This window comes from Altericroceibacterium xinjiangense (assembly GCF_003958635.1).
Lineage (GTDB): Bacteria > Pseudomonadota > Alphaproteobacteria > Sphingomonadales > Sphingomonadaceae > Altericroceibacterium_A > Altericroceibacterium_A xinjiangense.
This window is the reverse complement of sequence record NZ_RSEK01000004.1, coordinates 276,395-302,978: the sequence shown is the minus strand read 5'-3', so window position 1 is coordinate 302,978 and position 26,584 is coordinate 276,395. Positions and strand designations below refer to the sequence as shown.

General features: G+C 64.6%; 30 protein-coding genes and 1 tRNA gene. 16 read left to right on the top strand and 15 right to left on the bottom strand.

All coding sequences use genetic code 11. The annotated features are described in order from the left end of the window. The first annotated feature begins 324 nt into the window (after positions 1 to 324). The 4 genes from ELY13_RS07055 (at position 325) to ELY13_RS07040 (ending at position 4,489) form a co-directional block, all read left to right on the top strand. Positions 325 to 1,275: an aspartyl protease family protein gene (locus ELY13_RS07055; protein WP_126173171.1), complete on the top strand. Its 951-nt coding sequence runs from the start codon at positions 325 to 327 to the stop codon at positions 1,273 to 1,275. 93 nt (positions 1,276 to 1,368) lie between these two features. Then, entirely contained in the window at positions 1,369 to 3,189 is a 1,821-nt protein-coding gene (locus ELY13_RS07050) for an ABCB family ABC transporter ATP-binding protein/permease (protein ID WP_126173170.1), read from the top strand. A 100-nt stretch (positions 3,190 to 3,289) separates the two neighbouring features. After that, on the top strand, positions 3,290 to 3,859 hold the full coding sequence (locus tag ELY13_RS07045; protein ID WP_126173169.1) for a cytochrome c: 570 nt from the start codon (positions 3,290 to 3,292) through the stop codon (positions 3,857 to 3,859). Between the two features lie 99 nt (positions 3,860 to 3,958). Further along, positions 3,959 to 4,489 carry a cytochrome c gene (locus tag ELY13_RS07040; protein ID WP_164549729.1) on the top strand — a complete coding sequence of 177 codons (531 nt, stop codon included), beginning with the start codon at positions 3,959 to 3,961 and terminating at the stop codon, positions 4,487 to 4,489. Between the two features lie 3 nt (positions 4,490 to 4,492). Here ELY13_RS07040 and hslU read toward each other — a convergent pair whose 3' ends face one another. The 3 genes from hslU to ELY13_RS07025 form a co-directional block, all read right to left on the bottom strand. Then, positions 4,493 to 5,794 (bottom strand): ATP-dependent protease ATPase subunit HslU, encoded by a 1,302-nt coding sequence (gene hslU / locus ELY13_RS07035; protein ID WP_126173167.1) that lies wholly within the window; start codon positions 5,792 to 5,794, stop codon positions 4,493 to 4,495. Between the two features lie 92 nt (positions 5,795 to 5,886). Continuing rightward, positions 5,887 to 6,474: an ATP-dependent protease subunit HslV gene (hslV, locus tag ELY13_RS07030; protein WP_126173166.1), complete on the bottom strand. Its 588-nt coding sequence runs from the start codon at positions 6,472 to 6,474 to the stop codon at positions 5,887 to 5,889. 84 nt (positions 6,475 to 6,558) lie between these two features. Further along, on the bottom strand, positions 6,559 to 7,026 hold the full coding sequence (locus ELY13_RS07025) for an outer membrane protein assembly factor BamE (RefSeq protein ID WP_126173202.1): 468 nt from the start codon (positions 7,024 to 7,026) through the stop codon (positions 6,559 to 6,561). Between the two features lie 158 nt (positions 7,027 to 7,184). Between ELY13_RS07025 and ELY13_RS07020 the strand changes: the two genes are divergently transcribed. Both ELY13_RS07020 and ELY13_RS07015 read left to right on the top strand, forming a co-directional pair. Beyond that, complete coding sequence (locus tag ELY13_RS07020) at positions 7,185 to 7,715, top strand: ubiquinol-cytochrome C chaperone family protein (protein ID WP_126173165.1); 531 nt, start codon at positions 7,185 to 7,187, stop codon at positions 7,713 to 7,715. Further along, complete coding sequence (locus tag ELY13_RS07015; RefSeq protein ID WP_126173164.1) at positions 7,712 to 8,221, top strand: YceD family protein; 510 nt, start codon at positions 7,712 to 7,714, stop codon at positions 8,219 to 8,221. Before ELY13_RS07020 ends, ELY13_RS07015 begins: the two co-directional genes overlap by 4 nt. A gap of 58 nt (positions 8,222 to 8,279) precedes the next feature. On the opposite strand, the gene ssb is transcribed toward ELY13_RS07015, so the two are convergent. The 5 genes from ssb to ELY13_RS06990 all read right to left on the bottom strand — a co-directional run bounded on the left by ssb (position 8,280) and on the right by ELY13_RS06990 (position 12,349). Beyond that, positions 8,280 to 8,825: a single-stranded DNA-binding protein gene (gene ssb / locus ELY13_RS07010; protein ID WP_126173163.1), complete on the bottom strand. Its 546-nt coding sequence runs from the start codon at positions 8,823 to 8,825 to the stop codon at positions 8,280 to 8,282. A 91-nt stretch (positions 8,826 to 8,916) separates the two neighbouring features. Continuing rightward, positions 8,917 to 10,770, bottom strand: a complete 1,854-nt coding sequence (feoB, locus tag ELY13_RS07005) for a ferrous iron transporter B (RefSeq protein WP_126173162.1) — start codon at positions 10,768 to 10,770, stop codon at positions 8,917 to 8,919. Then, positions 10,767 to 11,009, bottom strand: coding sequence for a FeoA family protein (locus ELY13_RS07000; RefSeq protein ID WP_126173161.1), 243 nt, complete (start codon positions 11,007 to 11,009; stop codon positions 10,767 to 10,769). The genes feoB and ELY13_RS07000 overlap by 4 nt, the downstream gene beginning before the upstream one ends. A 51-nt stretch (positions 11,010 to 11,060) precedes the next feature. Then, positions 11,061 to 11,729, bottom strand: coding sequence for a COQ9 family protein (locus tag ELY13_RS06995; RefSeq protein WP_126173160.1), 669 nt, complete (start codon positions 11,727 to 11,729; stop codon positions 11,061 to 11,063). Next, positions 11,729 to 12,349, bottom strand: coding sequence for an ankyrin repeat domain-containing protein (locus ELY13_RS06990; RefSeq protein WP_338142322.1), 621 nt, complete (start codon positions 12,347 to 12,349; stop codon positions 11,729 to 11,731). Before ELY13_RS06990 ends, ELY13_RS06995 begins: the two co-directional genes overlap by 1 nt. 103 nt (positions 12,350 to 12,452) lie before the next feature. On the opposite strand from ELY13_RS06990, the gene ELY13_RS06985 reads away from it, so the two are divergent. From ELY13_RS06985 to ELY13_RS06960, 6 genes are all read left to right on the top strand, one after another. After that, positions 12,453 to 13,052 carry an SCO family protein gene (locus ELY13_RS06985; RefSeq protein ID WP_241233583.1) on the top strand — a complete coding sequence of 200 codons (600 nt, stop codon included), beginning with the start codon at positions 12,453 to 12,455 and terminating at the stop codon, positions 13,050 to 13,052. Next, positions 13,040 to 13,522, top strand: coding sequence for a YcgN family cysteine cluster protein (locus ELY13_RS06980; RefSeq protein ID WP_126173157.1), 483 nt, complete (start codon positions 13,040 to 13,042; stop codon positions 13,520 to 13,522). The genes ELY13_RS06985 and ELY13_RS06980 overlap by 13 nt, the downstream gene beginning before the upstream one ends. Further along, on the top strand, positions 13,468 to 14,241 hold the full coding sequence (locus tag ELY13_RS06975) for a M48 family metallopeptidase (RefSeq protein WP_241233582.1): 774 nt from the start codon (positions 13,468 to 13,470) through the stop codon (positions 14,239 to 14,241). Before ELY13_RS06980 ends, ELY13_RS06975 begins: the two co-directional genes overlap by 55 nt. A gap of 63 nt (positions 14,242 to 14,304) precedes the next feature. Then, positions 14,305 to 14,787 (top strand): hypothetical protein, encoded by a 483-nt coding sequence (locus ELY13_RS06970; RefSeq protein WP_126173156.1) that lies wholly within the window; start codon positions 14,305 to 14,307, stop codon positions 14,785 to 14,787. Then, a complete protein-coding gene (ribD, locus tag ELY13_RS06965; RefSeq protein WP_126173155.1) occupies positions 14,777 to 15,760 on the top strand; it encodes a bifunctional diaminohydroxyphosphoribosylaminopyrimidine deaminase/5-amino-6-(5-phosphoribosylamino)uracil reductase RibD in 984 nt (327 codons plus the stop codon). The genes ELY13_RS06970 and ribD overlap by 11 nt, the downstream gene beginning before the upstream one ends. After that, entirely contained in the window at positions 15,745 to 16,362 is a 618-nt protein-coding gene (locus tag ELY13_RS06960) for a riboflavin synthase (protein ID WP_126173154.1), read from the top strand. Before ribD ends, ELY13_RS06960 begins: the two co-directional genes overlap by 16 nt. Here the strand turns inward: ELY13_RS06960 and ELY13_RS06955 are convergent. The 3 genes from ELY13_RS06955 to ELY13_RS06945 are packed head-to-tail and all read right to left on the bottom strand — an operon-like array spanning position 16,301 to position 18,905. After that, positions 16,301 to 16,909, bottom strand: coding sequence for a GNAT family N-acetyltransferase (locus tag ELY13_RS06955; RefSeq protein ID WP_126173153.1), 609 nt, complete (start codon positions 16,907 to 16,909; stop codon positions 16,301 to 16,303). The two genes, ELY13_RS06960 and ELY13_RS06955, sit on opposite strands and share 62 nt — an antisense overlap. A 2-nt stretch (positions 16,910 to 16,911) precedes the next feature. After that, entirely contained in the window at positions 16,912 to 18,087 is a 1,176-nt protein-coding gene (locus ELY13_RS06950) for an amino acid aminotransferase (RefSeq protein ID WP_126173152.1), read from the bottom strand. Between the two features lie 59 nt (positions 18,088 to 18,146). Beyond that, positions 18,147 to 18,905 (bottom strand): DUF1134 domain-containing protein, encoded by a 759-nt coding sequence (locus ELY13_RS06945; protein ID WP_206435996.1) that lies wholly within the window; start codon positions 18,903 to 18,905, stop codon positions 18,147 to 18,149. A gap of 204 nt (positions 18,906 to 19,109) precedes the next feature. Here ELY13_RS06945 and ELY13_RS06940 point away from each other — a divergent pair. Further along, positions 19,110 to 19,202 (top strand) — tRNA-Ser (locus tag ELY13_RS06940). Between the two features lie 385 nt (positions 19,203 to 19,587). Then, on the top strand, positions 19,588 to 19,950 hold the full coding sequence (locus ELY13_RS06935; RefSeq protein WP_126173150.1) for a hypothetical protein: 363 nt from the start codon (positions 19,588 to 19,590) through the stop codon (positions 19,948 to 19,950). Positions 19,951 to 20,056: 106 nt separating this feature from the next. On the opposite strand, the gene ELY13_RS06930 is transcribed toward ELY13_RS06935, so the two are convergent. The 3 genes from ELY13_RS06930 to ELY13_RS06925 form a co-directional block, all read right to left on the bottom strand. Continuing rightward, positions 20,057 to 21,187 carry an aminotransferase class V-fold PLP-dependent enzyme gene (locus tag ELY13_RS06930; RefSeq protein WP_126173149.1) on the bottom strand — a complete coding sequence of 377 codons (1,131 nt, stop codon included), beginning with the start codon at positions 21,185 to 21,187 and terminating at the stop codon, positions 20,057 to 20,059. A gap of 85 nt (positions 21,188 to 21,272) precedes the next feature. Beyond that, positions 21,273 to 21,443, bottom strand: coding sequence for a hypothetical protein (locus tag ELY13_RS14975; RefSeq protein WP_164549728.1), 171 nt, complete (start codon positions 21,441 to 21,443; stop codon positions 21,273 to 21,275). A 204-nt stretch (positions 21,444 to 21,647) separates the two neighbouring features. Continuing rightward, positions 21,648 to 23,693 (bottom strand): TonB-dependent receptor, encoded by a 2,046-nt coding sequence (locus ELY13_RS06925; RefSeq protein WP_241233581.1) that lies wholly within the window; start codon positions 23,691 to 23,693, stop codon positions 21,648 to 21,650. 208 nt (positions 23,694 to 23,901) lie between these two features. Between ELY13_RS06925 and ELY13_RS06920 the strand changes: the two genes are divergently transcribed. After that, entirely contained in the window at positions 23,902 to 24,426 is a 525-nt protein-coding gene (locus tag ELY13_RS06920) for a nuclear transport factor 2 family protein (protein WP_241233580.1), read from the top strand. Positions 24,427 to 24,952: 526 nt separating this feature from the next. Then, the gene (locus ELY13_RS06915) at positions 24,953 to 25,663 is read left to right on the top strand and encodes a hypothetical protein (RefSeq protein WP_126173148.1); all 711 of its coding nucleotides are present in this window, start codon (positions 24,953 to 24,955) and stop codon (positions 25,661 to 25,663) included. Positions 25,664 to 25,914: 251 nt separating this feature from the next. Here the strand turns inward: ELY13_RS06915 and ELY13_RS06910 are convergent, their stop codons facing one another. Beyond that, the gene (locus tag ELY13_RS06910) at positions 25,915 to 26,436 is read right to left on the bottom strand and encodes a DUF1440 domain-containing protein (protein WP_206435995.1); all 522 of its coding nucleotides are present in this window, start codon (positions 26,434 to 26,436) and stop codon (positions 25,915 to 25,917) included. Between the last annotated feature and the right edge of the window lie 148 nt (positions 26,437 to 26,584).

Genomic DNA, 26,584 nt, shown 5'->3' with positions numbered 1-26,584 from the left:
CAGCAGCAACTGTCAAAACCGTCTGCGCCGCGTCGGTAAGGGCCATATATGGACCACCAAAGATTCGGTCAAGGGCTAAATCTTCGAAAAGTTTCATCCGAAACCGAACCGTCGAAAGTCCGTAGTTTCCGATAGATAGGATCCGAACGGGCAGCTGCAAGACCCGACAGCACGGACTTGCCGGCCCCGGCGTGCGAACGCCGGCCCAACGGGTGCCGTGCGTTTCGCGCACCCCTCGCTCAAGATAACGATGAGCGAGCGTGAGCGTTGGTGGTATGATGGGCATGTAGTCACGGCGCAAAGCCGGGGCACGGGAGAGAAGCCATGGCCTTGCCCTTCATCCTGAGCGCATTGGCGCTTGCCGCCATGTTCCCTTCGGCGGTCGCAGCGGCAGACACCCCGCAGGCAGGCACGATGAGTGAGCCACCGCCAGAACCCGAGATCCTTGCGCTTGAGCCTGATCCGCACGAACGCCTGACGGTTCCGGTGAAGATCGGGACCGGCGGGCCTTATCGCTTCCTTGTCGACACCGGCGCCCAGGCCACAGTCCTGTCAAGGACACTTGCCGATCAGCTCCAGTTGCTTGATCGCGAATCGGCCCTCCTCGTAGGGATGGCTAGCCGGCAGCGTGTCACCACCGCTATGATTCCGCAGCTGACCATAGGGCTCCGCACCTTCCCGATCCGCAGCGCTCCGCTGCTGGAGCAGGAGAATATTGGCGCCGACGGAATACTTGGGCTGGATTCCTTACAAGGCCAGCGTGTGATGCTCGATTTTGTCGAGAACACGATTTCCGTCGCGGATGCGGAAGCGCTGGGGGGTGTTTCCGGGTTTGAGATCGTCGTCCGCGCCCGGCGGAAGCTGGGGCAATTGATTGTTGCCGATGCCCGGCTGAACGGAATCCCTGTTGCCGTGGTGATTGACACAGGCGCGCAGGGCAGCGTCGGCAACTTGCCCCTGCTACGCCGTCTCCACCGGGCCGACGAGCTGGGCCAGAGTCACCTGACCGACGTCAACGGGGTGCAGGTGCCGGGCGGAATGCGGCTCGCCCGCAATTTTGACCTCGGGCGGGTCCGGCTGAGCCAAGTGGCGCTCTTCTTCGCCGATGCGCCGCCGTTCGCCGCCCTCGGACTCAGCAAGCGGCCGGCGCTGATCCTTGGCATGCGGGACTTGCGCGCGTTCCGGAGGGTCGCCATCGATTTTGCAGCCCAGCGCATCCTATTCGACCTTCCGACGGACGCGAGCTGGCAGTCCGCTCTCAACGATCGTTTCTGAGCGACTGGAGCCGCTTTCGATCCGTCAGGCTCGCATCGGCCGCTCCGAGGCTTTAAGTTGCCGTTTGCAGCGCACCGCCCCATTTGAGGCGGGATGGAATCCGGAAAACAAGCGAAGAGAAACGCCGCCGATCCGGCCGACTGGGCGACGATCCGCCGCTTTCTGCCCTACCTTTGGCCGAAGAACCGTCCCGACTTGCGCTGGCGAATCGCCAGCGCGCTGTTGTTGGTATTGGTGGCAAAGGCGATCACGCTCGCCCTTCCGCTTGCCTACAAGCGGGTGGTCGACACGATGGCTACACAAGGCGACGCGCAGATGTGGGTCGCACTGGCGTTCGTGTTTGCCTACGCAGCCGGGCGGTTCGCCGGAACCGCGTTCGACAACGTGCGCAACATCATTTTTGAACGTGTCGGCCAGGACGCGACCCGGCACCTCGCCGAAGACGTCTTTGGCCGGCTACATCGCCTGTCCCTGCGCTTCCACCTGTCCCGCCGGACCGGAGAAGTCACCAAGACGATCGAACGCGGGACAAAGAGCATTGATTCGATGCTCTACTTCCTCGCCTTCAACATCGCGCCGACCATCCTGGAGCTGATCGCGATCGGCGTCATTTTCTACACGATGTTTGGCCTGCCACTGGTGATTGCGACCGCGGCCACGGTCGTCGCCTACATTGCCGTCACGCGCTGGATCACCGAATGGCGCACGAAGCTGCGGGCAGAGATGAACGATCTCGATGGCCACGCGCTTTCCCGCGCAGTCGATTCGCTGCTCAACTATGAAACGGTGAAGTACTTCAACGCTGAGGCGCGCGAGCAGGAGCGCTATGGATCGTCTGCCCGCGCCTACGCCGAGGCGGCGATCAAATCGGAAAACTCGCTCGGGCTCCTCAACGTTGCGCAGTCGCTGATCACCAACCTGCTGATGCTGGGCGCGATGGCCTTTACTGTCTGGCAGTGGAGCCGGGGCCGCTTGTCCGTCGGTGACCTCGTCGCGATCCAGACGTATCTTACCCAGTTGTTCCGTCCCCTCGACATGCTCGGCTGGGTCTATCGCACGATCCGCCAGGGGTTGATCGACATGGCGCAGATGTTCCGCCTGATCGATACGCCGGTGGAAGTTCGGGACGCGCCCGGCGCCCCCGCCCTGGTCGTTACGCAGCCGACGGTGGTCTTCGATAACGTCGTGTTCGGCTACGATCCGGAGCGCGAAATCCTGCATGGACTGAGCTTCGAGGTACCAGCCGGAGCACATGTCGCAATCGTCGGCCCGTCCGGCGCGGGCAAATCGACCATCGGCCGGCTCCTGTTCCGGTTCTACGATCCCTGGTCAGGCCGTATCCTGATCGACGGGCAGGATATTCGCCAGGTTACCCAGGAAAGCCTGCGGCGAACCATCGGTATCGTCCCGCAGGACAGCGTCCTGTTCAACGAGACGATCGGCTACAACATCGGATATGCCCGCAGCGATGCAACCGCGGAGGAGATCGAGGCCGCCGCTCGCGATGCTTCTATCCTGCCGTTCGTGCAACGCCTGCCACAAGGCTTTGCCACCGAAGTCGGCGAACGCGGGCTGAAGCTGTCGGGCGGGGAAAAGCAGCGGGTCGCGATTGCCCGCACCTTGCTGAAGAACCCTCCGATCCTGCTGCTGGACGAGGCGACGAGCGCGCTCGACACCCGGACGGAGCAGGATATCCTCGGCACGCTTCATCGCGTGTCCGAGAACCGCACCACCCTGGCGATTGCCCATCGGCTGTCGACCATCGCAGATGCGGACCGGATCTTCGTGCTGGATGCCGGGCGGCTGGTCGAAAGCGGATCGCATGCGGACCTGCTGCGGCATGACGGCCTCTACGCCGAAATGTGGCAGCGCCAGGCGCATGAGCGGGATTTGCTGGATGAGGCTGCCGAGTAGCGCTGTTTTCCGCAATGTAACGTTACATGACACCGTAATTCGCTTGGCCGCCGCCCCATCGGCGGTCTAGCTCGCCGAGCACATAAAGGAGAGCACGTTCATGAAATGGCGAGGATTTCTGGTGGTGTCGGCGCTCGTGCTGGCGGGGTGTTCCTCAAGGATGGAACCGGCGCCCGAAGTGGAGCAGCCGACGCTTTATCAGGTGATGAAAGACGAGATCGACCCGAAAGCAGACGAGATCTGGGCGATCGGCAACGCAGCGATCGGCGATCAGGCCGGACTCGACCCGAACCTGATGACGGACGAGAGCTGGAGCGCGCTCGCTCTTCACGCTACCGATCTGCAGCAGGCGGCACTCAAACTTGCCTCACTCGACCCGATCGTGGTGGCAAGGCCCGGCGTTACTATTCTCGACGAAGGCGTGCCCGGCGGCCACAGCGCAGCGCAGGTCCAGCAGCAAATCAATGACAACCCGCAGTTGATGCGCGACATGTCCCGGGCGCTCGCCGCCCATGCCGGCGGGATTGCCGCCGCCGCCCGGGCGCAGGACGCCGCCACGGCGGGTCCGTTGATCGACCAGCTGGATAGCGTATGCGAAAGCTGTCACCTGGAATTCTGGTATCCATCCCAAAAGGCGCTGGTCGAGCAGATCGAGAACGAAATCCGCTAAGCGATTGGCCGCCAATTTGCGGCACATCAACGACCGCGCGGCCGCCCGGCGATAGGGTCCAGAATTGCAGGACAGGATCGTAAGGGAAGGATGGGAAAAATGCGCGGGTGGATGGCAGCGGCGATGATCGTGGGAATGGGGCTCACCTCAGCGACGGCGAGCAGCCAGTCCGCCCTGCCCCGCATTTCCGTCCGCGAAGCGATGGCTGACCATATCAACCCGGCAACGCTCGCCGTGTGGGACGTCACCAACACTGCGCTGGCCGATGATGGCGGACTCGACCCTAGGCTGATGGACGATGCCGCGTGGGAGAAGCTCGCCGGCGCAGCCTCCGTGCTCCATTCCGACGCGGCGCTGCTGTCCGCCCAACCGAAGCTGCAGGTGGTGCAGCCTGGCCGGGAAGCCGGGCAGTCGATCGCCGAAAGCGCCTACAGTGCGGAACAGATCCAGCGATTCATTGACGCCGACCCAGCTGCCTTCCGCGAGATGGCGCAGCAGCTTTCGCTAACCGCTGCCGAACTCGCGAAGGCAGCGCAGGAACGGGATGCCCGGCGCGCCGGAGAGACGGCCGGGCAGATCGATGCCTTGTGCGAAAGCTGCCACCAGAAGTTCTGGTATCCGGAGACCTGACCCTTACAGGATGTACTTGCTGAGGTCGCTATCCTGCGCGAGGTCGGACAACCGCGCGCGCACGTAGACGGCGTCGATCGTCACGGTTTCACCCTGGCGATCCTCCGCCTCGAAGCTCAGTTCCTCCAGCAAGCGCTCCATCACCGTCTGCAGACGGCGGGCACCGATGTTCTCGACGCTCTCGTTCACTTGCGCCGCGGTCCTGGCGATTTGCAGAATCGCGTCCTCGGTGAAGTTCAGCGTCACGTTTTCGGTCCCGATCAGCGCCTTGTACTGCGCCACCAGGTTCGCCCGGGTGTCGGTCAGGATCGCAACGAAGTCTTCCTCCGTCAGCGCCTTCAGTTCGACCCGGATCGGCAGGCGACCCTGCAGTTCGGGTAGCATGTCCGAAGGCTTGGCGACATGGAACGCGCCGGACGCGATGAACAGCACGTGGTCGGTCTTCATTGGCCCGTACTTTGTGGAAACCGTCGTCCCTTCGATCAGCGGCAGCAGATCGCGTTGCACGCCTTCCCGGCTGACGGAGCCGCCGCGCACGTCGGACACCGCGATCTTGTCGATTTCATCAAGAAACACGATTCCGTTGGTTTCCGCGTTCGCGAGCGCGACCCGGGCGACATCGTCCTGGTCCATCCGCTTTTCGGATTCCTCATCCACCAGCTTGTCCCAGGCGTCCGGCACCTTCAACTTGCGGCGCTTCATAGGGGATCGCCCGAAGGCCTTGCCCATCATGTCGGACAAGTTGATCATGCCGACGCCGCCGCCCATGCCGGGTATCTCCATCGGCATCGAGGGCGCTTCCTCGACTTCGATCTCCACCTCGACGTCGTTCATCGCGTTCTGGATGATCCGCTGGCGAAAGCTTTCGCGCGTGGCTTCAGAGGCACTGTCGCCGACCAGCGCGTTGAGCAGGCGCTCCATCGCGGCCTTGGAAGCGGATTCGCGCACCGCATCCCGGCGGCGCTCCTTCTCCAGCCGGATCGCTTCCTCCGCCAGATCGCGGGCGATCTGCTCAACATCGCGGCCGACATAGCCGACTTCGGTGAACTTGGTTGCTTCCACCTTGACGAAAGGCGCCTCGGCCAGCTTCGCCAGCCGGCGGCTGATCTCGGTCTTGCCGCAGCCGGTCGGGCCAATCATCAGGATGTTCTTCGGCGTCACCTCGTCGCGCAGTTCGGGCGAAAGGCGCTGACGGCGCCAGCGGTTGCGCAGGGCCACAGCGACAGCGCGCTTGGCGTCCTTCTGGCCGATGACATGTTCATCCAGCGCGGCGACGATGGCTTTTGGGGTAAGGTTTTCGATCATGTGTCCTGGTGCAGTTTACCGTTCGCCGTGAGCCTGGCGAAGGGCGGGGCCGCGTTCATCGTGGATCGACAGGCTCACCACGTCGGCAGGGTTCAAATGGTTTCCAGCGTGATCCGGTCATTGGTGAAGACGCACACCTCGGCGGCGACTTCCATCGCGCGGCGGGCAATCTTCTCCGCATCCTGCTCATAGGGGTCGAGCGCGCGTGCGGCAGACAAGGCGTAGTTGCCGCCGGATCCGATTGCGGCAATCCCGGCCTCGGGTTCCAGCACATCGCCGTTGCCGGTCAGCACAAGCAGGCTTTCCGCGTCGGCGACGATCATCAGCGCTTCGAGATTGCGCAAGTACTTGTCGGTCCGCCAGTCCTTCGCCAGCTCGACCGCGGCACGCAAGAGCTGCCCGCTGTACTGCTCCAGCTTGTTTTCCAGCCGTTCGAACAAGGTGAAGGCGTCGGCGGTTGCCCCGGCAAACCCGGCAATCACCTTGCCATTGCCGTTTTCGTCCTTGGCGCCGAGGCGGCGGACCTTACGGGCGTTGGGCTTCATCACCGTGTTGCCCATGGAGACTTGCCCGTCCCCGGCGACCACGGTCTTGCCGTTCTTGCGAACCCCGATGATGGTGGTGCCGTGCCAGGGAACCAGGCCGTGCGCGGATGCGTGCGAATATCTGCTCTCGTCCATGGCGCAGCATATGGGACCGCGCCCGCACGCCTTCAAGCAAGCCGCCCGCCTATATCGCCCCGCTTATCGCCAGATCCCGGCGGATCAGCTTCCCGGCGGGCCCGCGCCGCCGCCCATCCCGGCCGCACCGACCTGGCCGATGTTGCCGAACAGATCCTTCAGGAATCCGCGCTCACGTCCTAATGTCGGGGTCTTGGCACTGTCGGGGTTCAGGCGGACGACCTGGTCGAGACCGGACCGTTCGGCCGAAACGACATTGCCCGCTTGGTCGAACTGCACCGCCAGCACAGTGTGCGCGACAATCTCGGGCGTGCTGAACGGCCGCTGGTTCGTGAAGCTGGACACGTAGTACCAGGTGGGCTGGCCGAACTGGCTGGTGAAGCTGGGCCGGCCAAGGGTGCCTTCGACCGACTCCCGGTTATCGATCCCGGGCTGGACCGAACGCAGCAGGGTTTCATCGGCGACATAGCCGCGATGCATCCGGATCGACGTGCACCCGGCGGCCAATACCGCCAGCGCCCCGATCGTCGCGATCCGCGCTATCCTGTCCATCAACGAAACTCTCCACGATTCCCCGTGCACCGGGTTTCCGGGCACGATTGCGATGCAGCGCAAGGCGCCTATATCGGCGCGTGCCTTAAGGGCTGGCGCGCCGCTTCGCAATGCGCATCCGCCCCGGCCATTTAATCGCCCATGAACGAAAGCCTCCGATGTCCCTGATCTCCCGATTGTTCGGTACCCGGCCCGATCCCCGCGAAGCGGTCCGCCCCTTGTGGCACCGGGTCGTGGAGGTGTCGCGCCAGGCACACTGGTACGCGGACGAAGGCGTGGCGGACAGCGTCGCCGGGCGGTTCGACATGATTACCGCCGTCCTCTCGCTCGTCCTTATCCGGATGGAGCAGGAGGAGGCCCTGATCGCCCCCTCGGCCCTCCTGACGGAATTGTTCGTGGAGGACATGGAAGGGCAGTTGCGGCAGAGCGGAGTGGGCGATGCCGTGGTCGGCAAGCGCATGGGCCGATTGATGGGCGTGCTCGGCGGACGGCTTGGCGCCTACCGTGACGGGCTGACGCAGGACGGCAACGCCGCGCTGGTCGAAGCGGTGCGGCGCAATGTCACCTTGCAAGACGGGAAACGTCCCGAAGCGCTGGCCGAACGGCTGCGCGCTTATTCCCGGCAACTTGCGGTCATGGACGGTACCGCAATCCTCTCCGCACAATTGCCTGAAAGGATCGAGCTATGAGCGACAGCGAATTTCCCCGGCCGATCGATCGCCGCCGCATCGACGCAAAGCCGCTCCACCTGGAAGCGAACGAAGGCGAACGCGCGGCGTTGGCCGCCCGGTTCGGACTGGTGGCAGTCAACAGCCTGGTGGCGGATGTCGCCCTCGAACCCGATGAGGGCGCGATTCTCGCCAGCGGGCGCATGCAGGCAGACATCGTGCAAAGCTGCGCCATTTCCGGCGAAGATCTGCCGGTGAGCATAGACGAGCCGCTAGCCCTGCGCTTCGTACCTGCACGACAGGTAGAGGAAGAGGAGGAAATCGAACTGGAGGAAGGCGAACTCGACGAGATGGAGTTCACCGGCGACCGCTTCGACGTGGGCGAGGCGGTGGCGCAAAGCCTTGCCCTTGCCATCGACCCCTACGCCACCGGCCCGCAGGCCGAAGACATCCGCAAACAAGGCCATGTAATCGACGAAGCCGCAGCCGGTCCATTTGCCGCGCTGGCGGCCCTGAAGAAGGATTGAACGCTCAATCCTTCCAGCAGAGCAAGCGTCCTGACTGAAATCGAGGGCCGTTAGCCCATCAGAACGGGATATCGTCGTCCAGGTCGTCGCCGAAGCCGCCGCCGGACGACCCGCCGCTCGTCTGGCCCCAGCTGCCCGCGCCTGCGCCACCGCCCGAAGAGCTGCCGCCCCCGCTCGAACCGCCGCGATTCCAATCACCGCCGCCGCTGCCGCCGCTGCGTGCGCCGCCCCCGCCGCCAGCACCACCGCCACCCGGGCTGTCGAGCATGGTCATCACCGCGCCCGGACCCTGCAGCACCACCTCGGTGGAATAGCGGTCATTCCCGCTCTGGTCCTGCCACTTGCGGGTACGCAGCTGGCCTTCGATGTAGACCTTGCTGCCCTTGCGCAGGAACCGCTCGGCCACTCCGGCAAGCCCTTCGGAAAAGATTGCGACGGAATGCCATTCGGTGCGTTCCTGCCGCTCCCCGCTGTTGCGGTCCTTCCACGATTCGGTGGTGGCAAGACGCAGGTTGCAGACCTTGCCGCCGTTCTGGAAGCTGCGGACCTCCGGATCGGCTCCGAGGTTGCCGACCAGGATCACCTTGTTGACGCTGCCTGCCATACTAATTCGCCTTCTGTTCCGCTGTCTTGCCTTGCCCTAGCCAAAGGGGGCGGCAGTTTCCAGCCCGGCGGCGTTCTGCGCTGCGGAGAACTTACAAGCCTAGGCTCACAGCAATCCAGTACGTCAGGCCCGCAAAGATGTAGGCGAGCGCGAACAGGTAGGCGAGCATGAAGGCGGGCCACTTCCATCCGTTCGTCTCCCGCCGCGCGACCGCGATGGTGGACAGGCACTGCGGAGCGAACACGAACCACGCAAGAAACGCCAGCGCCATCGGCAGCGTCCACTTGGCGGAAAGCTGGTCGGTCAGCGCGCTGGCGGTCTGGTCCTCGTCATCGGAAGCCACCGCGTATGTCGTCGCCAGAGAGGACACGGCCACTTCGCGCGCCGCCATTGCCGGGATCAGCGACAAGGCCATGTCACGATTGAAGCCGATCGGCTCCACCACGACCGCCAGCCCGTTGGCGATGTGCCCTGCGATAGAGGCATCGATCTGGCTTTCGCCCGGTTCGGCGCGGGGGAAGCTCAGCAGCAGCCAAAGCGCCACCGTGACCGTAAAGATGATCGTGCCCGCGCGGCGCAGGAAGATCCAGGCCCGCTGCCACAGTCCGATCAGCAGATCGCGTATCGGCGGCCACTGGTAGCGCGGCAATTCCATGATGAACCCGCTGGCAGCCCCTCGGGTGACGGAGCGGCGCAGCACCAGCGCCACCGCCATCGCCCCGACAATGCCAGCAACGTACAGGCAGAACAGCACCAGGCCTCTCAACCCGATTCCGCCGCCGATGTCGGTCGGAGGGATGAAGGCGGCGATGATGACGGCATAGACCGGCAACCGGGCCGAACACGTCATCATCGGGGCGATCAGGATCGTCGTCAGCCGGTCCCTTGGATCGGCGATGCTGCGCGTCGCCATGATCCCGGGGATCGCGCAGGCGAAACTCGACAGCAGCGGAATGAAGCTGCGCCCCGAAAGCCCGACCCCCGCCATCAGCCGGTCCATCAGGAAGGCGGCCCGGGCCATGTAGCCCGATTGCTCCATCACCAGAATGAAGGCGAACAGGATCACGATCTGCGGCAGGAACACCACCACCGATCCGACCCCGGCAAGCACGCCCTGGGTCAGCAGATCGCGCAGGAAGTTGTCCGGCAGCACTCGCGTGGCAAGCTCGATGAGCCCGGCCACTACAGCCTCCAAAGCCTCGGCAAACGGAGTCGCCCAGGCGAACACCGCCTGGAACATGACGAACAGCAGCCCGAACAGGATCAGTGGGCCGAACCAGGGGTGCAGCAGGACCTTATCGAGACTTACGTGAAGCCGGTGCTGCGAGGTTTCGGAAAGGACCGCCGCGCGCGCCATCGTCCGCGCCGCCAACCGCCGTTCCGACAAGCTCGTGGCCGGACGGCGGCGGACGGGCATATCCTGCCCTACGCGCTTGCCCGCCTCGGCAACGGCAGCGTTCAGTTCTTCAAGCCCTCGCCGGCGAACGGCCACGGTCGGAATCACCGGCACGCCCAGCGCCTGCGACAGCGCGTCCGGGTCCAGCTTCAGCCCGTCTCGTTCGGCGAGATCGACCATGTTGAGTGCCACCAGCGTCGGCCGGCCAAGCGCAATGATCTCTTGCGCGAAGACCAGATGCTGCTCCAGATTCGCCGCGTCGAGGACGAGGATCAGCACTTCCGGCTGCGTTTGACCCGGGAATTCCCCCAGCACGACTCGCCGGGTCACTTCCTCGTCCGGGCTGGAGGCATCCAGCGCATAGCTTCCCGGAAGATCGAGCAGTTCCACCGGCTCGCCCGATGGCAGCACCAGCCGTCCGGCCTTTCGCTCCACGGTGACGCCGGGATAGTTCGCGATCTTCTGCCGCGCACCGGTCAGCGCGTTGAACAGCGCGCTTTTGCCTGCGTTCGGATTTCCGACGAGAGCGGCGGTGCGCAAACGGCTCATGAAATTTCCTTCACCGTCATTGCCCGGGCATGGGTACGGCGCAGCGCGATCGTCATCCGTCCGACGCTCAGCGCTATGGGGTCACGCCCAGCGAAGATCCCGCGATGCGCGATGGTGATTTCGGCTCCTTCATCAAGCCCGAGCGCGCGCAGCCGCTTGCCTTCCTCCGGGGCGAGAAGGCTCCAGTCCACGGCGACGATCTGCGCGCGGGTACGCGGAGGAAGAGTGTCCAGGGTCACGGCTAGCGCGGTGCCAGAAACCCCATCTAATTGCAACTGGTTCGCAATAGTTTAGCGAGCCGGGTAGCGCAGACGCCCCAGAAACCGGACGACGCTGAACGTCTCCCGATCCCGGAACAAGCGCGCCTTGGCCTTTTCAAACCTCATCACGCCTTCGATCCTGCGGTCGAGGAACGCGCGAGTCTCCGCCTTGTCCATGGTTTCGTCCTCGACGAACACCGCCAGAGTCGCAGCGTAGATCGAGGCGAGGATCGCCCGCTTGGAGTAGTGGTTGTAATCGGTCGCCCGATCTCCGGCGAGACGCCACATGACGTCCGCGCTCGACCACGCGTTCTTCACCGATTGCGCGATGTTCTGCGGCAGCGTCTGGATTGCGAGCGCCCGGCGCAGGGCTTCTTCCGCCTTGCCGAGTTCTTTCAGCCGAAACAGCACCAGCGCGCGAATCCGTTCACGTATTGGCATCGCGGCGATCGTTTCAGGGGTAAAGGCCCGCTCCATTGCCCGGTCGATCGATTCGATCCAGGCCCCTATCATGCCCATTGCGCCATCCGGAAAAGCGAACCGCGCGACATCCGGATCGATCCCGTTTGCTTGCGCCGCGCTGTCGAGCGCCGTCTCGCTCCATCCGTCGAACACCGCGGCGACCGCGATCTCCGGCGCCAGCTGGAGCCGGATTTCGTCCAGCGTCGGGTCCGCTTGCCGGACTGCAATCTCCGCCATCAGAAGCTCGGCCCGTACGTCTTGCCGGAAGTGCGCCTGGTGTCGTCGTGGCGCTTCAGTTCCGCCACGAGGGGGCTCGCGCCCCCTTCCAGCTCGGCATAATCGCGTGCGGACCGCCCGGAATTGTCGTTGCGGTCGGGATCGGCCCCAGCCGCTAGCAGCAAGCGCATCAGCGGCAGGTCGCGCCGGTGGACCGCCGAAATCAGCGGCGTCTCACCTGCGGAATTCGCTTCATCCACCTTGGCGCCGGCAGCGGTCAGCGCCTGCACGCCTTCAAGGAAGTTGGTCTGCACCGCCAGCATCAGCGGGGTGAGCCCTTTCTTGTCAGCGATATTCGGATTGGCCCTCTTGCCCAGCAGGAAGTTCAGCCACGTCAGGTCGCGGCGCTGCGTCGCGATGTGCAGCGCCGTTTCCCCGCTCGAAACATCGCGCGTATTGATCACCGTGCTTCCGGGGGTGCGCAGAAGATCCAGGACAACGGTGCCGTCCTTCTTCTTCACGGCCTCGAGAAACTTGTACCCTTCGGAATACATCTGCGCCGCCGCCGGCGCTCCGGACAGCAGCAGCGCGGCCGCTGCACTGGCGAGAACGAGCCTGTTCGAAAACCTGCCCCTTGGCACTGGATGCTCTCCCATCAACCCATCGACACGCGACGAATGCCCGCACGGCGGACGAATTCATCCCTTGATGGCAGCGCGTTAGCAGAGCATGAACCGCCGCGCCATGAAGAAGCCCCTTTTCCCGATGCTCTCGCTTGCCCTGCCTGCCCTGCTGCTGGCCGGATGCGGCGAATCCGCCACCCCGACCGAACCTGCCCCCTTGGCGGGAGCGGCCATCGGCGGCCCCTTCACGCTGGAGAACAGCGAGGGAGAAACGGTGCGGTGGGCCGATTTCGATGGCAAGTACCGGATCGTCTACTTCGGCTACACCTACTGCCCCGACGCCTGCCCGCTCGACGTGAGCCGGATGATCAAGGGGTACAACCAGTTCAAGGAGGCGGAGCCGGAACTTGCTGCCAAGGTCCAGCCGATCTTCATCTCGATCGACCCGGAACGCGACACTCCGGAAAAGGTGGGCCAGTTTGCGAACGCGTTCTCTCCGGACCTTGTCGGCCTTACCGGCACGCCCGAGCAGGTGGACGAAGCGGCCAAGGCGTTCAAGGCGTACTACGGCAGGGGCGAAGACGGCGGCAACAACAGCTACCTGATGGATCACAGCCGTGCGGCCTACCTGATGGGGCCGCAAGGAGATCCGATCGCACTGCTGCCGATCGACTCCACCCCCGAAGCCGTTGCCGCGGAACTGGAACAATGGGTGAGCTGAGGGACCGCTTCTGGGAGCGGCCGCTGGACGATCTGGCGCGCGCCGAATGGGAAGCCTTGTGCGACGGCTGCGGGCGGTGTTGCCTGCACAAGCTGGAGGATGAGGACACCGGCGCGATTGCGGAAACGAACGTGGCCTGCAAACTGCTCGATACCGGAACAGCGCGCTGCAGCGATTACCGCAACCGCAAGGCGCTGGTTCCCGATTGCCTGCGCCTCACCCTGCGGCTGGTAAAACAGGTGCCTTGGCTGCCGGAAACCTGCGCCTACCGCCGCCGGGCCGAAGATCGCCCGCTGCCCGGCTGGCACCCACTGCTGACCGGATCGACCGAGGCGATGGAGCACGCAGGCGTCTCGGCAGCAGGACGAGTCATCAGCGAGACCGAAGCCGGCCCGCTGGAGCATCACATGGTCGAATGGGACGCCGATTCGACACACCGGCGCAGGACCGGCCGGCGATGGACTGGCTGAAGCGGAGCCACCGGCCGCCGGTCCTGCGTCTGGGGGAGCGCGACCTGCCGCTGACGATCAGCCGTCATCCCCGGGCCCGGCGGATGACCATGCGGCTTGCCCCTGACGGCAGCGCGATCCGGATCACTTTGCCGACCTGGGGCCGCACGGCCGAAGCGCTGGCGTTTGCCCGCAGCCGCGCCCGATGGCTCGAAAGCCAGTTGGCCGCGCTTCCCGTTTCGCGCCCACCAGCGCCGGGCGGCACGGTGGTCTTTCGCGGCCGTCCGCTGGAAATCGACTGGGCCCCTGTTCATTCCCGTCAGCCAGTGATCGAGGAGGACATCCTGCGCATTGGCGGCCCGGCGGAAAGCCTGGCCCCTCGCCTGCGCCGCTGGCTGGAAGCCGAAGCCTTGCGGCTGATGGAGGAAGACCTCGCCTACTACTGCGCCCGCGCCGGGCAGCCCCTGCCACGGCTGGGCTTGTCCCGCGCCCAGCGGCGCTGGGGCAGCTGCTCCTCCGCCCGGTCGGGCCTCAGCACGATCCGGGTGAACTGGCGGCTGATCCAGGCACCGGACGCGGTACGCCGTTCGGTGGTGGCGCACGAAGTGGCTCACCTGGTCCACTTCGACCACTCGCCCTCGTTCCACGCCTTGCTGCGCGAGGTGTTCGAGGACGACGTGTCCGCTGCCGATCGCTGGCTGAAGCAGGAAGGCCGGTCCCTCTATTCCGCGTTCGGCTGAAGACGTGACGAACGCGAGAGGGCGGGACTGGCGAAGCGGCCTGCCCTGTCCTATCTAGCCGGCATGAAATTCTGGCGGAACGTATCTCCTGGCGGCGCGGCTAGCGACTTCGCCCTCGCGTGGCGGGCAAACCCGTACCGCTGGCGCGTGCTCGCCCTCTCGGGCGCGCTCACGTTCGTGATCTTCTGGAACTTTCTGCCCGAAAGCCAACGAGTCGAGCCGCGCCCGCCGCAGGTGACCTACATCACTACATGGGAATCCGGCCGCAGCGACGCGGAGATCCTGGCCTCCAACCTCGCCGCCCACAAGCGCAAGGAACAGCGTCTTGCTGAACAAGCGAGGCGAGAGGAGATCCGCAAGGAAATCTACCGCGAGCTTGGCCGCGCAACCTTCATCGACGTCGATGCGATGGAGCGGGAAATAGCCGAGGCGGAAGCAAGAGACCGCGCCGCAGCCGAAGCACCGGAGCCGACGGTGGCCGAAGCGGCTCCACCAGCTGCTGCCGCAAGCATTGCACCGCAGGAAAGCCCGCAGGTTGCCGACTAGCGGGGACCGGCGCTGGCTGGCCGCCGCCGCTGCCCTGGCAGAACGGGCCCGTCCGCTCAGCCGCCCCAATCCAGGTGTCGGCGCGATAATCGTGTCCGACGGAGCCGTGGTCGGCCGGGGCTGGACGCAGCCTGGCGGGCGCCCCCATGCCGAAGCCGTTGCGCTGGACCACGCAGGCGACGCAGCGCGAGGGGGCACGCTCTACGTCACCCTGGAACCCTGCGCACATCGGAGCGAGCGCGGACCGGCCTGCGCCGACCGGGTCGCGGGTGCCGGTTTGGCCCGGGCAGTGGTCGGGGTGCGCGACCCCGATCCGCGCACCTCCGGACGCGGCCTGCAAAGGCTGCGTGATGCGGGCATGGCGGTTGAACTGGCCGACGAATCCGCCTGCCGGGCCAGCCTTGCGGGCTTTCTTTGCCAGAAGGAACTGGGGCGGCCGCATGTCACCCTGAAGCTGGGGATGTCGCTCGATGGGTGCATCGCCTTGGCATCAGGCGAAAGCCGGTGGATTACTGGACCGGAAGCGCGCGCCCACGTCCATCGTGAACGCGCACGGGCCGACGCGATCCTTGTGGGAGGCGGAACCTTCCGGGCCGACCTGCCCCTGCTCGACGTGCGGTTGCCGGGGCTGGAACACCGCAGTCCAGTGCGCTTCGTCCTGACGAGGGGCGAACTTCCTGAAGGCTGGACCGCTCTGCCGAATCCCGCAGCGATTGGGGAAATGGCAGAAATCCAGCACCTGTTCGTGGAAGGCGGCGCGCAGGCAGCGGCGGCCTTTCTCGCCGCCGAGCGGGTGGATCGCCTGCTGATCTATCGCGCACCGATCCTGATCGGCGCCGGCAGACTGGGAGTAGGCGACATCGGCCTGACTGATCTGGGAGCCGCGCATGGCCGCTGGCGCATGGTCGATCGCCGCATGCTTGGCAGCGACACGCTGGACGTCTACGAACGCCTCCGATGTTCACCGGAATAGTCACTGCCGTCGGCACGATCCGCCGCCTCGACCAGCGGGGCGACCTGCGCGTGGAGATCGCCTGCCCGTTCGATCCCGCCGCCATCGCGATTGGCGCATCCATCGCCTGTTCCGGCGTCTGCCTAACCGCAGTCGAACGCGGGGGTGAGCCGGGCGACGCGTGGTTTGCGGTCGATGTGTCGGCCGAAACGCTGTCTCGTACGGCACAGGGCATGTGGCGCGAAGGCGGCCAAATCAACCTGGAGCCGTCACTCAAGCTCGGTGATGAAATGGGCGGTCACATCGTCTCCGGCCACGTGGATGCAGTCGGAACCGTCGTCAGTGCGGGGCAGGAGGGCGCTTCGACCCGGCTCACCATTGCTGCGCCCGCTGAACTCGCGCCGCTGATCGCCCCAAAGGGGTCCATCGCAGTGGACGGCGTATCCCTGACGGTAAATCGGGTTCAGGACCAGCCGGACGGCAGCGTTCACTTCGGCCTCAACATCATTCCGCACACGGCCGAGGTTACCACGCTCGGGCGCTTGCGCGAAAACAGCCAGATCAATCTGGAGATCGATACCGTCGCTCGCTATCTGCAGCGGATGCGGCAACTGCAGGCTTAATTCGCCAGCTTTGCCAGCGGTCCGTTGCGAAGCTTTCCCGCGTGATCTCGAAGATCACGTGATCGACCATTCTTCCCCCGCGCTCAACGGTTCTCGTCGCTCCGGTAAGCTGGCCACCGATGTTCGCCATGGCCTTGCGCGAGATGACGTTGTCCGCACCGACCACGAACAGCACGCGCCCGACGCTCTCCAGCGCATGAACGAGCATCAGCCGCTTGAACTCGGAGTTGTACCCGTGGCCCCAGTACGCGCGGGCTAGGAACGACCAACCGATCTCGACCTGCCCTTCCCCGGACGGCTCGTAATCCTGAAAGCGCGAGGATCCGATCACCCGGCCGCTTGCCTTATCGATGATCGCCAAGGCACCGCCCTGAGCCAGCGCGTCATCGAAGAACGCGCGGAACACCGGCTCCTGCCAGCGATCGTGCGCCGGGTGAACCGCCCAGATTTCCGGATCGGACGCGACCGCGAACAGCGCTTCCCAATCCTGTTCCGTCAGCGGCCTCAACAGCAGCCGCTCCCCTTCCAGGACCGGCTGCCGGTCCACAGTCAGGCGCTGACGTCTGCGACGGCCGCGATGAACTTGTCGATGTTGCCCATCGTCAATCCGGCGATGTTTATCCGTCCGGATCCCGCCATGTAGATTGCGTGGTCATCCCGCAGAGCCTGGATCTGCTCCTTGGACAGCGGCAGCATCGAAAACAGCCCGTTCTGCTTGCCAAGCGGGGCCAGATCCACGTTTCCGGCCTTTCCGGCCTGGGCAAGACGATCGCGCACCTGACGCATCCGCTCGCGCATGCGGTCCAGCTCTTCGTGCCACTGGCGGGTGAGGTCGGCGTCACGCAGCACCAGCCGCACGGCGGCCGCACCGTGATCCGGCGGCATCGACCAGTTCGCGCGAGCGAGGGAGTGGCCGTTCGACATCACGGGACCGATCTGATCGCTGCTTTCCGTCATCGCGTACAGCGCACCGACGCGATCACGGTAAAGCCCGAAGTTCTTGTCGCAGCTGTAGGCAATCAGCGCTTCCGGTACGGACGCGAGCACCTTGAGCATGCCTTGTGCGTCTTCCTCCAGGCCCTGACCGAGTCCCTGGTAGGCCAGATCGATGATCGGCAGCACCGGACTTCCGGTCAGCAGGGAGGCGATTTCGTCCCACTGCTCGGCCGTGTAATCTATGCCGGTAGGGTTGTGGCAGCAGCCATGCAGCAGCACGGCGTCGCCCTTGCGTGCACTCTGCAACGCGTTCTTGAGCGCCTCCAGGTCGGCGCTGCCGTCTGCGTGCGCGTGCTCGAAGCCGACCAGCTCCAGCCCAAGGTCCTTGATGATCTGCGCATGATTCGGCCAGCTTGGCGTGCCCATCAGGATCCGACCGATGTCGGACTTCTGCGCAAGCGCCAGCGCAAGGCGAACCGCACCGGTGCCGCCCGGCGTCTGCATCCCTTCGATTCGGCCGCCGCGAGCCGGATTCTCGCCGAAGATGTAGGGCATCAGCGCATGGACGAAGCCCATGTCCCCTTCAGGACCGAGATAGGCTTTGGAATCCTGCTGCTCCACCAGCTTGCGCTCCGCGGCCTTGATTGCGGAAAACACGGGGGTTCCGCCTTCATCGGTGCGGTAGACGCCGACGCCAAGATCGATCTTGTCCGGCCGCTCATCGCGATCGTAGAGCTTGATCAGCGCCAGCAGCGCGTCGGGGGCTTGTTGTTCGAGTCTGTCGAGCATGGCGCTCGCTATTGCCGCTGCGCGCACACCTCGCAAGCCCCAATGAGGGCGTTAACGGCTCAGAACGGCATCCACTTCTGCTCCTTGGAGAATTTCATGTAGCCGGCATTGATGCCGAGCCGCAGCCCGGCACCGACCCGGATCGGAATCAGCACCAGGTTGCCCTTGCGCAGGTAACTGGCCGTAAGCCCGCCGACCACGTAAGCATCCCCTTCGCCGGCCGGAAACCGCTCATACAGCTCTTCGCTGTCGTAGAGGTTGTAGACCAGCACAAAGGTGTTGGCGGCATTCGCTCCCGCGTCGAAGCCGACCGAGGGGCCCGTCCAGTAAACCGGCCGCTGCCCTTCCACCTTGTGGAACAGGGTGCCCGACCCGTAGCGCAAACCGAAGATGAAGGCACCGCCCGCCTCGCGCCCGACGATGTAGCCGTTGGGCTCACCCTGCTTCTGCAGGATATCCTCGATCAGTCGGGCCAGTCCTTCGGCCCCCTTGCCGAACACGCCCTCGGCAGCACCGATCAGGTCGTCTTCGCGATAGGTTTCTCCAGCGGATGCCGTGAGAGCCGGTTGGGCAGGCGCAGCGGGCGCAGGCGGCGCAGGCGCTGGGATGGGCGCCTCGGGCTGCAACTCGGGCTGTTGATAGGCCGGAGCAGGCGTGATGACGGGCGAGGAATACTCCGGTTGGGCAAGGTCGCCGTCGATCGCGGCATTGGGATCGATCGTGCGCACCTGTGCGGCAACCGGGATACTGCCGAGGCCCACCGAAGCAGCCAGCAAGCCGCTGATGGCGAGGCGGCGGAAAGCGCCATGCTTAATCATGTTTTCCAGTCCTATCGGTTCCATTCGTCCCTGCCTGATGCGATTCGCGTGAACTGCGGCTGAGCGGCAGGACCATCGCGTGCGGCGCCATCTTTCGGTGGAAGGCCAGTTTCTTGCAGTGACTCGGCATCTGCCTTGCACCTTTTTGTCTGCCCCACTTGTGGCGTCAACCCACCGCGGTTATAGGCAGCGCCGCCGCAAGCCGGAGACGTGGGTGAGTGGCTGAAACCAGCGGTTTGCTAAACCGCCGTAGGGATAAATTCCCTACCGAGGGTTCGAATCCCTCCGTCTCCGCCAGCGACCGTTGCATTCGCCTGACAGTCGTAGTGATCCGGCGACTGCCCCTAACTCGTTCCGGACAGCACGCGCATCAATGGCGGCGGCGTCGATTCGTCCATCAGACGGTTTATCGGATAGCGGATGCACCGACTTTCCCGCCGCCCCGAAGGTCCGCAGCGCGCGGGATCACTCCCGTGTTCGGCAATCCGATTCTCTCCGCAGCCAGGACATGTTTGCGAACATCCCTCACGCAGTGGAAAGCGGACACTGCACAGTAAGCCCGAGGGCTTGGGACCAGATGCGAGGCGCGCCCTCTGGCGCTGCACATGGAACGATCCTCTGTTGCCCGCGTAGTCTTAGAACCTGGTACGACGCCGTGACGAGGCGCATGACGGAGACCTCAATGCGCAAGATAGTTCTTCCCACTGTTGTTGCCGGCACATTGCTGCTCGGCGGGTGTGCGTCCGGGATGGGCGGCGACCCACTGGGAGCGATCCTTGGTTCCGTGCTGGGCGGCTCCGGTCTAGGCGGCTCCGTCCTGGGTGGGGCGAGTAATCAGACCAGCGGCAATGAGTTTGAACGCGCCGCCGTTAACGCGTGTGGTCAGCAAGCATCGCAATACGGCCGGGTGAGCATCGCCAACGTGCAACAGAGCAGGGATTCGGTCCGCGTGGATGGCCGCATTGCAGGAAACGACCGGTACGAGCGACAGTTCACCTGCACCTTTCGCAGCGACGGACAGATTGTGGATTTCCGCACGACCTGATCACGCACTCCCTCTGCCGAGCATTCTCTCTCGGCACCAGACCAAGCGCCGTGATCCTACCGCAGCCAGAGCGGCAGGCAGATTCGCCCACTGACCACAGGCTGCATCATCCGAAAACCTGGTCGAACGCCGTTTCGAGCCGGGTGAGGCTCGCCGAGACGTTCTTCAGCTTGTCGAGACCGAACAAGCCGATCCGGAAACTGCGGTAATCCTGTCCTTCATCGACCATCAGCGGAACGCCGGCCGCAATCTGCAGGCCTGTTTCCGCAAACCTGCGGCCGTTCTGCACTTCTGGATCGGCTGTGAAGGACACAACCACACCGGGGGCGCCGAAGCCTTCGGCCGCTACCGATCTTACGCCGCGTTCCGCGAGCATTGCGCGAACTGCGTTGCCTTGTTCCCATTGGGCCGCGCACAGCTTGTCGTACCCGATGTCGCGGGTCTCCAGCATCGCATCGCGAAACACGCGCAGCGAATCGGTCGGCACCGTCGCGTGATAGGCATGCCCGCCGCCCAGATACGCTTCCATGATCCCCAGCCACTTGCCCAAATCAATGGCGAAACTGGTCGATTTAGCCGCCTGGCAGCGCTCCAGCGCACTACTGCGCATCATAACCAGCCCGGCCGAGGGGGGAGCGGACCAGCCCTTCTGCGGAGCCGAGATCAGCACATCGACTCCGCTCTGCGCCATATCTACCCAGACGCAGCCTGATGCGATGCAATCGAGGACGAACAGCCCTCCCACCTCGTGCACCGCATCGGCGATTGCCCGGATATAGTCGTCGGGAAGGATGATGCCCGATGCCGTCTCAACGTGGGGAGCGAACACGACGTCGGGGCGCTCATTCCGGATCCGGTCCACCACTTCCGCGATCGGTGGGGGAGCAAACGGAGACTGCGGTTCGTCGCCGACTCGGCGCGCCTTCAGCACGATTTCCTCGGACGGGATCGCGCCTGCCTCGAAGATCTGGGACCACCGGTAGGAGAAAAAGCCGTTGCGTATCACCATTGCCTTTCGACCGGTGGCAAACTGCCGCGCGGCGGCCTCCATGGCGTAGGTGCCGCCGCCCGGCACGACCACGGCCCGGTCCGCGCGATACACTTCGCACAAGCCCGTATGGATATCGCGCATGACCTGCTGGAAGGCCTGGCTCATGTGATTGAGGGAACGATCGGTGAAGACCACCGAATACTCGAGAAGTCCCTGCGGATCGATATCGGGGCGTAAGGCGGGCATTGCGTTCTCCTAGTCTGCAACCCGTTTACGCGATTTGACCGTCAGTCACACCCCTTGCGGAACGCGGGCGCGTGCCTGATCGGCCTCAGGATATTTGCCAGAATATTCCATTGCGGGAGCGCGCCTTGCGGATACGGGCGAGGCGGTTGCCATCTTCCCAGATTTCCGCCGCGCGGTCTCCGATCTTCCTGTCGGCCAACTGCAACGCGGCCGACAGGCTTGCTGCCTCGAACTCCACCATTTCGCGAGGTTCCAACCCCTTGCCGAAAACAAGCCGGTAGCTCTGCATAAGGCCCCCAACAGACGGGGGAGTATCGCGCATCATACGTGGGAATGCGATAACAAAAGTTTGGATATTTTTCGCGCGAACTAGGTAGTTCCCCCACCGGCAGCAATATTTCCGCAAAGAAAAGCTGCCAAGGGAGCGCACCCGATAGAGGCTTTGCGCGCTCCCGCCCCGTCAGAAACCGTACCGCACGCCGGCCCAGAGCGTTCGCGGAACACCCAGGTCGATCGAACCGCCGTCGTTGCGGGTGACGATTTCTTCGTCGAAGATGTTTTCTCCCCGCACCACAAGCGATAGCGCACCCCGCACCGGTACTTGCGCGAAGAGATCGAGCGTGGTCGCGGCGGTCAGCACATCGTCTTCCAGATCGCCTTCGAACTGCTCCCCGACATGGCGCAAGGTGGCGGCGAACAGCGTGTGCGCGCGCGGGCGCCAGGACACCGTGCCACTGGCCGCCCACTCAGGGGTTTGCGGCGGACGGTTGCCGTCGAGTGCGGCGGCAACCCCGCTCGCCTCAACCTCTGCATCGGTATAGGCCAGCGAACCGTCGAAGCTCAGCTGCCCGCGCTCCACGGCGGCGCTGAATTCCACCCCTTGGGCGTCGATGGCGTCGAGATTCTGCCGCTGGCGGGTGTTCCGCTCAACAGTGACGTTCGCAATGGCGTTCTCCACCGTGTTGTCGAACGCGGTCACCGCGAGCGTGACCCCGGGGGCCACGCGCCAGTCCAACCCTGCTTCGTACCCTTCCAGCCGTTCGGGCCGAAGCTGCGCGTTGGCGTTGGTGAAGACCGGGAAGACGACGAAGGGACGGTAGAGCTCATTCAGCGTCGGCAGGCGCAGGCCGCTGTAAGCCGCAGCCCGCAGCCGCAGCGTCTCGGTAGCCGGAACCACGATCCCGGCGCGATAGGACAGCGTCCAGTCGCTGCGGCTGTCGTAGCGGTTATCCTCGACCACGGATCCGGAGGCCGTCAGGTCGCGGAAATAGCCATCCTCGATCGTCCAGCGGTCGGCACGCAGGCCGCCCGTCAGGATCACAGGGCCAAGCAGCCAGTCGTCTTCCACGAACAAGCCGAGGTCGGTATTGACGCCCCCGGCGAAACGACGGCCAATCAAGGCTCCCGTGCCGCCGCTGTAGCGATCTTCCGCCAGATCGCCTTCCGACCGGCGGTAGTCCACGCCGACGCGCAGCACATGGTCGTCCCCCACCGGCGGGCGCACTTCGATCTTGCCGCCAAGCCCGGTTGACGGAGTATCCTTCTGGTCGAGCACCCGCGTGTAGCTGCTGGACGAGATCACCGTGTTGGTGAAGTTGCGCCACTGGGCATACCCGAGAACATCGAACTTCCAGTCGCCGCGCCCAACCAGCCGGGCGCTGATGTCCTGCCCCTCGCTGGAGGAATCCGCGCCTTCGAAGCGCAAGGTGCGTTCATCGTTGAACGCGAGCCCCCGCAGCTGCAGTTCCGTATTGCTGCCGAGCCGCTGGACCAGCCGAGCCGAGGTGGACCAGCTTTCGTAATTCGCGCGCGAGGTGGCGGGGACTCGCTGGTCTTCCGGCGTGGTGTAGAAGCCCTGCCCCCGGTCCCACCGCCCGCTGAGCACGGCGAATCCATCGCCCACTTGCGGCGCGGCAGTTGCGCTCACTTCGGTATCGCCGCGCTGGTCGACCAGGGCTTGCCCGCTGAACAAGCCGAGCGTGCGGGCATCCGCGCTGTCGAGTTCGATCGTCCCGGCCAGCGCGCCTGCGCCAAACGGGCCGGAGCCGCCGCCGCGAGTCACCCGGATGCTGCCAAGCCGCTCCGGTGCGACGGCGGACAGAGGGATATAGCCGAAGAACGGATCGGACAGGGGGACCCCGTCCAGCAGGACTTGCGCCCGGCTGGTGGCGTTGCCGCCCAGCGCGCGCAGCGTTACCCCTTGCGCCGAGGGATTGGAGGAGCGGCTGTCCGAACGGCGAAACTGCTGGAAGCCTGCGATGGAGGACAGGACGTCTTCCAGCCGCCCGGAGGCAGTGGACACGATCTGGTCGCGATCGAGCACGACCGTATCGTATGCCGGAGTCGCGGGGGTGGCCGGAAGCCCCTGCCCGGTGACGATAATCGATTCGGCCGGCGATCCCGCCTCCTGCGCGGCAGCGGGTGCGGTGACAAGCAGCCCGGCTGTACCCGAGAGCAGCAAGGAGGTCAGCAAGCGGGAGCGGAGCGTCATTTTGGACAAAGTCATTTCCAATTTCCGGACAAAGTCATTTCCAGATCGCCCTAGCCCGCCTTTCATGGTCCGTCACCCCCTTGGTGCGGCTTTGCGGTGCACCGGGCATTGGACCGGCCCCCCCGAAGTTATTCCCTTTTTTGCGCGGCTCCGGTTGCGGGGTGTTTCCACCCGTCGCAAGATCGCCCAAGGTTTGCACGATGCAATTGCGGGACGAAAAGACATGAAGCGGATTTTCAGCGCAGCCGCGGCCGTCCTGCTGGCCGGCTGCGCCACATTGGGAGATAACACGGCCATGGCGCAAACACCGACGGTCGCCAGCGACCACGCAGCCCTGCTCGCCAGCGACGACCCGCAGCTCGCGGCGAACAAGCGGCTGGTTTACGACATGTACCGCATCGTGCTGCAGGCGGGCCTTGCCGACCGGGCGCACGAATTCATCACCGAGGACTACATCCAGCACAATCCCAACGCCGCGCAAGGGCGCGCCGGACTGATCGACTATGTCCGCTCCACCCGGCCCGAGCGGCCGATCAAGGACGTGCTGGACATGCCGCTGATCCACCTGATGGCGGAAGGCGATTATGTCACCACCGCGTTCGTCCGCCCGGAGAAGGACGCGAACGGGGAAACATACTACTCCACCTGGTTCGACCTCTACCGGATCGAGAACGGCAAGGTCGCCGAACATTGGGACCCGATGCTGAAGACCGATGCCAGGATCGATCCGAACACCAAGAAGCTGTGACGGGCTGCGAGGTTGACACGGTTGACATGTCCTACCTCCGGTGTCGGGGCCAGCTTTCCTTGTGAAAACAAGAGCCTGCCCCCTCACGGATGACATTCCGGGCGTCGTGAGAAAATAAAATATTCTTTCGCGCGGCTGCCTGAAAATGTTTCGAGGACGAGGCGCGATCCACCGGCTGGCGAGTGCGGTACGGTGCGGATCATCGCGAGTTCCTCCTTTAGCGGGTGGGAGAACCTGATGGGGCGCGGGGCGTGTAGGAAAGCCTGACTTCCCCATGCGGGGAGGACAAGAAGGACGCCTGTAGGGAAACGCTCCCGAGCGCCAGCTAGGATCAGCCCCTTCTCTCCCTGCAAGCCAGTTACTTCCTGCCGGCTTTTCCGGGGCACACCGTCCCCGATTGCATCCGGCGCAGCCCCTGCTTGACTCGGCTTCGTACCAGGGTGAAGATCGCACGACTGTCTGGGGGGACATCGACAGACACGCGCAAGGCCTGAACAAGTGGCCTGCTATACAAGGGGGGTGGGCGATGGCTTTCGCAAGGCAGTTGATTTCTGTTCTGGCAGTCGGGTGCATCACCACCGGCGTTCCAGCCGCCGCGCAGGTCGAAATACCGACCGGGTCCCGCGTTGGTCGACCTGCCCCAGCCAAACCGCCAACCGACGCCAGTCTTTCGGATGAAGACCGCGCGCTGCGTACGACATTCGAGTATGCTCGCTGCGTCGTGCAGAACGACGAAGACGCGGTGCGCCCCATGCTATCGCTGAAGCCGACGTCCTTGACGGAACGGCAATCGGAGGCGCTGAGACAGCCGAACTGTCTGCGCAACGCGAACTTGCAGATACCCATGCAGCTCATGCGCGGTGCGATATTCCGTGCGTTCTACTTGCAGGATTGGGCCGACAGACCCACCACGATGTTCGCCGAACCAATCAACTACTTCGAGTTCGTCGCCAGCGAAAACCAGGCTCAGGTAGCCATCGCAACGATGCTCGACTTCGCGAGCTGCATCGTACGGGCCGATGAGGCCAATGCCCGCGCCTTCGTCGGCGGAATTCCAGGCGAACCGCAGTTCGAGAACGCGTTGAGAGCACTCATACCCAAGTTGGGGCCATGCATGCTTGACGGAATTGAGGTTCAGTTCAGCAAGTCCAATCTCGCCGCGTACCTCTCGGAGGCGCTCTACTGGGAAGCGAAAGCTGCCGCGGAGGCGGCGGCCGCTCCGGCCACCGCCAACTGAACGATGGGTGGATTCCCGGCGCCGCTGCCGTCGGGATAAGTGCCAAGTTCCGATCCGCGCATCGGCTGTCCCGTATTGCTCCATGCCTTGCTTAATGCACGAGCAGACTGGGTAACCGGACCGGCGAGTGTAGATATCCACTCCGGGTCGCGAGACTGTATCTGGGCGCGTGCAAGCAAGACACCTTGGCCGAAGGCAGGAGGAGGCCTCTCTGCCGCCGGCTGTCGCACTGTATCCGGCGCCGCTGGGCTTCAGTCCTTGCCGCGCAGGCCGTCGGTCAGCCTCAAGGCGGAATCGAGGACCAGCCCGTAAACGGCATGGGCGACGAACCCCCGCGCGTGGGCCTGCCATGGGTAGTCCTGCGGTTTTGCCGACAAGCCGGTGACGGCGTTCAGGCCTTCATCCTGCAGGAGAAACAGGCCGAGCCCGAACAGCGTGCCGCGTCCTGCGGTCAGTTCCGGCGTCTGGGCCCGCAGCGCGCCGTAGATCGCGCCGGGCAGAACGCCGAGCGAGTAATGGATCGACAGCGCAGCGGCGCTCATCTCCTTCGGCTCAAGATCCTTCCCCAGCGCACTGGCCGCCTTGTCCGCCAGGACGTGGGCTGGATCCATGCCGCCGGGCCGGACAGCCTGGGTGCGCCTGCGTGCTTCCGGGTCTTCGTGCTTGAAGTTGAACCAGTCCACCCGGCCCATCACCCAGACCGCCGCCGCGCCGGCCGCCGCGCCGATAAGCGCATCAACCACCACATTGCTTTCATCGTTCGCGCTGTTCATCATCTCTCTCCTGCCGCCGTCCTGTCGGGAGAATGGCCTGCCCGCGGCAACGTTCCGCTGGCAGGCGAGTGCAACCGGCCGCTCACACCGCGCTGTTCAAGGAACCTCCGGCCAGGCGGCACATTGAAGTCGGCGCCGTAAGCGAGTG